The sequence below is a fragment of the Phocaeicola fibrisolvens genome (genome assembly GCF_025567125.1).
Lineage (GTDB): Bacteria > Bacteroidota > Bacteroidia > Bacteroidales > Bacteroidaceae > Phocaeicola > Phocaeicola fibrisolvens.
On record NZ_JAOQJI010000002.1, the window covers coordinates 165,155 to 173,103 of the forward strand.

Here is a 7,949-nt window from a genome sequence, read left to right on the forward strand (position 1 = left end):
TAAGGAAAGAGGAAAAAGCTCCTCCGACGCTCTGCGTCGTTGATGCCTGTCGCCGGAGGGGCTTCGGTTATTGTTGCTCCCAAGGTATACTTAATCCCGTAAGAACCTCAATAGTATTTCCGCCACCACTAATCATAACAGTTGCTTTTTTCCATCCCAAGAAACTCCAAGTATCATCACCATACAAATAATCACTAATAAACATCTGACTATCATAATCTATGATGACTTCACCTGTTGGAAGTTCTATACTATAAATATAATAATCATTGTTGATATCTGTCATATTAAATTCTACATACTCCGAGATTACACCTCTCTGTAGAGTTAAGGTGTATGTTACTGGTACCTGTGAAGACCAATCCCAGTTAACATCGACTTTATATAACTTCAATATGATTTCATCAGTGTTTAATATTTCGTCTCCTGTATAAAGGAATCTGACTTTTGAAGTGTTGTAAACTGTCGGTTCTGGTTCTGTATCTTCTGGAATATCTAAAAATTCAGTGTCAGACAGTTGCATAATGTTTATTGACATGCCAGCTGTGATTGTCACTTCTGTTGAGAATATTGGAGTTGTCTCACCTGTTTTCCTGATTTCCAAATCACCTGTCAAATTTTCGGTCGGGATGTAATTTATTACATTATTCTGTAGTTCTTGGTCGTTAAACCAAATAGTATAGCTATCGGCCTCATTTGTAAATATGACAGATGGAGTCATCGGGATAAATTTGTCCTCACTGTAAATGTCAATCCTATCTCCGATTTTTATAAATTGTATATTTTGTCGTTCTTCCAATGAGATATTTTGACTGAATACTATATTCCCATTTTCTTTTTCATGAATTTCAAGAAGTCCGTTTGGAGTATTCCGTGGAACTATGCCGTTGGCTCCTTCTTTCCCTTCAAACACAAAAGTATAATTTTGCTCTATGTCTTCAGGATAGAAAAAGGAAAATGAATATTCATAATATCCAACATCCCAATTATCTCCTTCTGTATCGCATCCAAAAAATGACAAAAAGCAGATAAGCAAACAAGTAAAGCAAACGTATTTTTTCATTTTCTCTTTTTTAAGAGCGGTTGAAGAGTGTGACTTAAAAAGATACACACTCTATCAACCGCTCAGTTAGTTACATTTGTCATCTAACCCAACTTTCTGTCAACCAGTTGCTATTTGCCGCAATAGCACCACGATAAGTAGTGGGGGTGAACCAGCTGTCCAAACCGTTAAAGTCGGCACCTTCATTAGCAGGACTTGCGTTAGGTCTTAATGCTCTGGCATTTTTATATGCTCCCCATTCAGAGGTTAAACCAATACCAGATGCATCAACTAAATCATTGTTGTTACCAATTATGCCTCCTACAATTTCATTACCAGAAGGCTGAGAACTAATGATATTATTTTCTAATACACTATTATCCAAACGAGGTGAATCTGTAAAATAAATTCCTATGGGATAGCCATAAAGAATACTGTTCTTTAATGTAAACTCACATCCTCTACGGAAATTTGCAGCAGATTTCAAAGATTTACCATCGCTCATAGCAGAAGCTGCAACTTGACCTGTACTTGTACCTATAATTGTAAGATTACTGATGGTAGGATGAGTGTAAGGGGTAGAAGCGTAAGGTTCGTCCCCTTCATTGTCACATTCGATACCGTTCGGGTCTTTGGTAAACAGAGTACCGCTTGCATCTACTGTAGCCACAAGGAACTGAAGCTTGCCACGATAACCAAAATCGAAATCGAAAGCGTCATCGTGTGTGCTGGTAGAAACCAAATACTTGCCATTTACTGTACCACCGAAGAATTCGAAACCGTCATCCTCGCCATAATAAGCCTGGCAGTGGTCAAAGGTAGTACCTGCACCTACTCCACCAAAGGTAAAGGCATTCAATTCATTGTCTGTATGTACATTAGCACCGGCATACTCTACACGTACATACTGAATAGTTCCGGAATTGTCGTTAGCATTGTTGCCACCATAAGAAACATCAACTCCGGCAGGAACAGATGCCTGCTCAATACCTTCGATGTATTGTGTTTCTGTCTGGTTGATAGGAGCATCACCCAATATTACGAGACCACCCCAACCGCCGGGAGTCTGATGTCCTGACTCAGCAGTCATGACAATCGGGTTAGATGCTGTACCACGAGCATCAATCATACCGTCACGGGTAATAATCAAAGCCGATGCTTGTGCAGGGTCGGCATTGTACTTACCGATGATTTTCGTTCCGGCAGGAATCGTCAAGGTGGCACCACCTGTAACATACACCTTTCCATTCAATGTAACCTCATCGTAATTCCACGTGGTGTTGGTGTTGATTACACCAGACACGGTAATGGAACGGGCTGCACGGGTGTCCACACTGTTAATCACCTCGTCTTCGTTCGAGCACGAAGTCATGCTCATGCCAGCTGTAAGCACTCCGGCTAACAGCAAGGCTGAAAAAATGGAATTTTTCATTTGTTAATTAAAATTTTAATTGAACATATTGGAAACTCCGTCAAAGAAAAGCGGAACCGTGAACCACTGCTTTGCTTTTAATGTCTATATCGGGGACAAATGGCAGATGTAACTTGTCCGCATGACAAGCATATAGGCACTGTCGATTGTCCATAGACACCATTCTGTTACTTGACTGGTATTGGTCGGCTTTCTTGTCTTCGTCTCCATTTTTTATTTTGTATCTTAGTATATTTATTTAGAATTTATATCCTACCGACAACGAAAGGTTTACGCCTTTTTTGATGCGGCTCATCACCCAATCTCCGTTGTTATAATTCATATCTGATGTGAGGTCAGTATTTGAGTAGCTACAATTCCGGTAAACTACGATGTCCTCGTTGAGAATGTCGCTGGCATTGAACTTCACTTCCAATTTATCATTAAGGAAATGTCCGGTAAGCTGAATGTCGAGCACATTGCGCGGAGCCTCATACTGGTCGTGCATTGTCGCATCTCCTGCATAAACCAACTTGCGTCCGTTACGCCCATAATTGATGGCTGCACCGAACATTTTGCCGTCATAAGCCAAACCTGCGTTAATGGTATAGGGAGCCAAGCCTTGCAAAGGGCGGCTACGGTCTTCCATTTGCGAACGATTTTCCGTTCCGGCCGCCTCGCTCATTAACTTGTCCAAGTTGTAAGTGACATCACCTTTCAGAAAAGTGGCGTTACCGCTCAAGTAGAGGTCTTTCAGGAACGAACCGGGAGCAAGGAAACCGAGCGACTTGCGCACGTTAATTTCAATGCCTTTCACCGAAGCGTCATCTATATTGAACGGATAGAGCACATACTGCAATTCGTTGGTCTGGCGGGTTACCATTTCGATAGGGTCTTTGAATTTCTTGTAGAATGCGCTGACCGAAAGCACTTCACCCGCCTGCGGATACCATTCCAAGCGGAGGTCAAAATTATCGGAATGCGATTGACGGAGCTGCCCCATACTTCTAATCTCCACACGATCGTCCACGTTGTAATACGTACATGGCGTTAATTCTCGGAAATCCGGACGAGCTATGGTGCGGCTGTAAGCGAAACGGGCGTTCAGGTTATCCGTGATATTATATACCAAAGTGGCGGCAGGCAGCCAGTCGGTTTTCTTTACAGTTACTGTGCTGTCTTTTGTTACTTGCTCATTTCTGTCAAAAAATGTAGTGTACACTTCCGTATTGGCATCTTCCATACGCACACCGGCAGTAAGGTGCAGCTTGCGGAAGAAAGTGAACTCACCCATCAGATAGGCGGCATGGATATTCTGCTTTCCTTCATAATAATCAGCAACACTTCCACCAAGACCGCTTGTCACATAATGGATGGCGCCACTTGCAAAGTTTTTAGGGTCATACAATTCTGTTAGGTTAAAATGAGCATCTCTTAAGGCAACCCAAGTCTCCCAATTTTCACTATCGCCGGATGGAGGCATACCATGCAGGTATTGTTGCTCATAATCAGAAGTGCGGAAGGTACCTATATATCCTGCTTTAACAATCTGTTTATTACCTGAGATAACAAAAGGATGTTCAAGATTCAATCCTATATTTTTCTTGCGTTCTTTCAGATTGCTGTACATCAGATGTCCTTGCTGTATCTCAAATGGACTAGTAGTTATACTTTGATTCCAGCTAATTATACCTTCTTTCATATCGCCTTGTACAATACCTTGTGCGTAACGATCGTCGGGATTGGTACGCTCCACCTGATTGAACGAGGCATTCCATGTCACGATAAGGTTTTCGTCAAAAAGTTTGTGCTCACCGTCAAGCTGGGTCTGCCAAAGCTGGCTACGCATGGGTACGCTGTATTGCTCATAAGTATTAAATTTTGTAGTATATCTATGTATGTAACGTTCGAGATTGGTATGCGTAAATCGGTTGTTGAACATATTGCGCCACGTGATTTTATGATTGGGCATTTCCCAACCCACATTTGCCACCGCACCTATGGCGGAAACCATCTTGTAACGCTTGCCAGGTCCGTTCAGGCTGTCATTTGATATGGTCTTCATTTCCTTGTATTCCTCCACGGTCTGCTCGTTGCGGTATGTGAGGGCGGCCACGAAGCCGATTTTCTGGTTGTAGCCGAACTCAAAAGGCGCACCTACGGTCAGCGAATAGTTCTGTACGGGCATGCCCTTGTAACGCTTCATGCCGAAAGTGTTTTTCAGCGCGGCGTTCTGTGCACCTAATTCCAGCGCGGCATCATCGCGCCCGGCATACCATTTGCGGTCGTCCACGTTGCCGAAGAACCAGTCGGACTTGAAACGTGTGTTGCTCATGAAGTCCTTGCCTGTGCTAAGCGTGTTCATGCCCGTGCCGAGAGAGAGGTTAAAAATCTTCTTGTTGGGTACGGCGAGCGTGTTCACCTCCACAAGACCGCCCGTGAACTCACCCGGAAGGTCAGGGGTGAAGGTCTTGGCGATAGTCACGTTATCCACCAGTCCGCTCGGTATCACGTCGAAAGCGAAGTTGCGGCGATTAGGTTCCGTGGAAGGCAGCGATGCGCCGTTGAGCTGCACGTTGTTGTAGCGTTCGCCCATGCCTCGCACGTTGACATATTTACCGTTGTCGATATTGACACCTGCCACACGGCCCAATACCTGCGCCACGTTGTTGTCCGATGTCTTTTTCATCAGGTCGGCACTGATACCGTCGCTCATCGCCACCATGTTCTTCTGCTTGGCATATAGGGCGTTGGCGCTGGCCTTGTTGTAGGTGGCTGTCACCACCACTTCACCCAACATCTCGCTTGCCTCCTGCAAAATCACATCCAGCGGAGTGCTTTTCCCGGAATTGATTTTCACGTCACTCACGCGCATGGTCTGATAGGAGATGCAGGACACTTCCACCGTAAAGCTGCGTGTGGGAAGCCCGCTGACGGTAAAATTGCCGCGCAGATCGGTAGCTGCCCCTTTGCCCGATAGCTCAACAATGCGCACCGTAGCGCCCACGATGGGGAAGCCGTCCTTATCGACCACCGTACCCGTCAGGCTTCCGCTGCCCGTGCGGGGCTGCTGGCCGGAAGCCGAAGCCGTGCTCCCTGTCTTATAAACGGCATACGTGCGTTCGCCCGTCTTCTTGTAAGAGTAGGCCGTACCCGAAAGGCTGGCCGCCAAGTCCTTTTCAAGGGATGAACTGCGCAGCGGCGCGGCACTGACCCTTGCCATCTGTGCGGCATCGTAACCGATGTCCACCCGGTATTTGCCGATGATACGGTTCAGACGTTTGTCCATCGTCTCTGACGGATAGCTGCTTTCGTGCGGGCCTGCCGACTGTGCTACAAGGCTGACATGGGCCGCAGCAGGGCAAACGGGTGTTCCTGCAAGCGCACCGGCGAGCAGAACAACTGCCATTTGCATCTTAGAGTATAAACTCCACTTTCTCATTTTCTTTTTGTCTTTTAATTGGTTATTTGTTAATATTCAATGAATTACATTGTCTCACAGCCGTTCGCAAAAGGGCATAAGGATGGCCGTTCCTCCTTGCGGGGGAAATTTCAGGCTTGCGGACAGCACCCGACCGTCCGCCCGTTCACAAAATGGCTGTTATGGGCACAAGCCGCTCTTCCGTAGAGGGCGGTTCGCTATTTTATGTTGTTCGCCGGGGTAACGATGACCCGGCTACCGGATATTCTATACTCGGCGGCATAGACGGAGCATACGCCCCGCATCACATTGTCGAGCGTAGGGCTGGCATGACGGAACGAGAACGTGATTTCAGCATCGGAAGGGATGGCATCATCCTCGATGACAAGCGTCTTGCCGAATGACTGCATGACTTTCATCTTCAACTCGTCCACCGTAGAGGCATCGAGGGTGAACTCTCCGCGCATCCATTCGGTGGCCTCGTCGGCATCCACCTGCGCCACGCTCGCGCTGCCATCGGCAATGTGGTAGGTCACCTGTCCGCCACGGTTGTATTTGCCGTAGGTGACCGCACTCTTTTCGTTGGTGACTTCCACGCATCCGCTGCACACCGTCACTTGGCGGATGTCCGTTTCAGGATAAGCCATGACGCTGAACGACGTGCCGTGTACCACCGCCTCGATGCCGTCCGTCCTTACTACGAACTGGCGCGTGGAATCCGTAGCCACATCGAAAAACGCCTGCCCGCGCAGGGAGACCGTGCGCCGCTGTTTTCCGAAGTCTTCCGCCAGAGCCAGACGGCTGCCGCCTTTCAGATAGACCTCCGTACCGTCCGGCAAAAGCACCGTGGTGTCCCTGTCGTACCTCCATTCGGCATTGCCGTCTCCGGACGCAATGCACTTCTGTGTGTCGCCTTTCCACCATTGCAGGTAAGAGAGGCCGAACACTAAGGCTATGCAAGCGGCTATACCTGCGTAGCGGAGCAGGTTGCGGCGGACAACAGCGCGTATCGGGAAAGATTTTTGCGGACGCTCCTCATCTTGATTTATCCCCAATCGTCCTGCAATCGCCTGAAAGGTCTTTTCACTCCATTCTTCTTGTTCTTCAGAAGTGAGTTCCTTTTCGGCGCAGGGCTTGATGGTTGTCATGATGATGTCGGAGAGTTCATCAACGGTTTCTTTTTCTTCGTCCGTAGCTTTACCGTCCATATATTTACGGTAGAGTTTGTTCATCCGTTCCCAAAGTTTGCGTTCCTTTTTGCCTGAAACGCTGCGGCGGTTGTCGTCTGACGTTGGCATGGTCTGTCTGGTTTTTATTGTTTATACTTTATTTTATCAGTCATTTTACTTTCAAGAAGGATTACCCCTCTATATGTAATTCGTAGCGGACAGGGCGAGTGTTACCCAATTTTGCGTTAAGAAACATTAAACAGGGAAATTTTCTTCCCGAACGTCCGCTTTCGCAGGGCTTCCTCCGTCCGCACATTCCGCACTTCCGAACTTTACCCCTCTATATGTAATTCGTAGCGAACGGGGCAAGTGTTACCCGATTTTGCGTTAAGAAACATTAAACGGGGAAATTTTCTTCCCGAACGTCCGCTTTCGCAGGGCTTCCGCCATCTGTGCATTCCGCACTTCCGAGCTTTGCCCCTCTATATGTAATTCGTAGCGAACGGGGCAAGTGTTACCCGATTTTGCGTTAATAAACATTAAACAGGGAAATTTTCTTTCCAACCGTCCGCTTTTGCGAGCTTCCGCCATCCGGATAACCCTTTGCAAAGCCTGAATATGCCTGCCGCCAAGATTGGTCAAGACAGGCTCTTTTCTTTTCCGGCTCTTCATCCTAACGCACTGTCAACATCCACATAATAATTTGAAGGATTATTGCGGTCCACATAAACGCGCACTTTCCTTTTAGGGTCTATCTCATAACTCTCATACCAGAAAGAACCGCTCCTGAAAAGGTATATCCGCCCGTCGGATGCCGTATAACGGCAACTCACGATGATGGGATGCCGTCCGTTCATGCTTTGGTTGTCATCTTCACGGATGCCTGTTATCTCCGCCTCCACTGTA

6 protein-coding genes are annotated in these 7,949 nt (G+C 46.9%); 1 reads left to right on the top strand and 5 read right to left on the bottom strand.

The window, feature by feature from the left end:
* Nucleotides 1-67 precede the first annotated feature (67 nt).
* The 3 genes from OCV81_RS01525 to OCV81_RS01535 form a co-directional block, all read right to left on the bottom strand.
* Nucleotides 68-1,063, bottom strand: coding sequence for a hypothetical protein (locus OCV81_RS01525; RefSeq protein ID WP_148327870.1), 996 nt, complete (start codon nt 1,061-1,063; stop codon nt 68-70).
* A gap of 79 nt (nt 1,064-1,142) precedes the next feature.
* Nucleotides 1,143-2,474, bottom strand: coding sequence for a hypothetical protein (locus tag OCV81_RS01530; RefSeq protein WP_148327872.1), 1,332 nt, complete (start codon nt 2,472-2,474; stop codon nt 1,143-1,145).
* Between the two features lie 238 nt (nt 2,475-2,712).
* On the bottom strand, nt 2,713-5,862 hold the full coding sequence (locus OCV81_RS01535; protein ID WP_262639918.1) for a TonB-dependent receptor: 3,150 nt from the start codon (nt 5,860-5,862) through the stop codon (nt 2,713-2,715).
* A 72-nt stretch (nt 5,863-5,934) separates the two neighbouring features.
* Here OCV81_RS01535 and OCV81_RS01540 point away from each other — a divergent pair, with 72 nt between their 5' ends.
* On the top strand, nt 5,935-6,081 hold the full coding sequence (locus OCV81_RS01540) for a hypothetical protein (RefSeq protein WP_262639919.1): 147 nt from the start codon (nt 5,935-5,937) through the stop codon (nt 6,079-6,081).
* Between the two features lie 11 nt (nt 6,082-6,092).
* Here OCV81_RS01540 and OCV81_RS01545 read toward each other — a convergent pair whose 3' ends face one another.
* A complete protein-coding gene (locus OCV81_RS01545; RefSeq protein WP_148327874.1) occupies nt 6,093-7,172 on the bottom strand; it encodes a FecR family protein in 1,080 nt (359 codons plus the stop codon).
* A gap of 539 nt (nt 7,173-7,711) precedes the next feature.
* Nucleotides 7,712-7,949 (bottom strand): DUF3592 domain-containing protein (locus tag OCV81_RS01550; protein WP_262639920.1); only part of this gene is annotated, 238 nt, incomplete at its 5' end.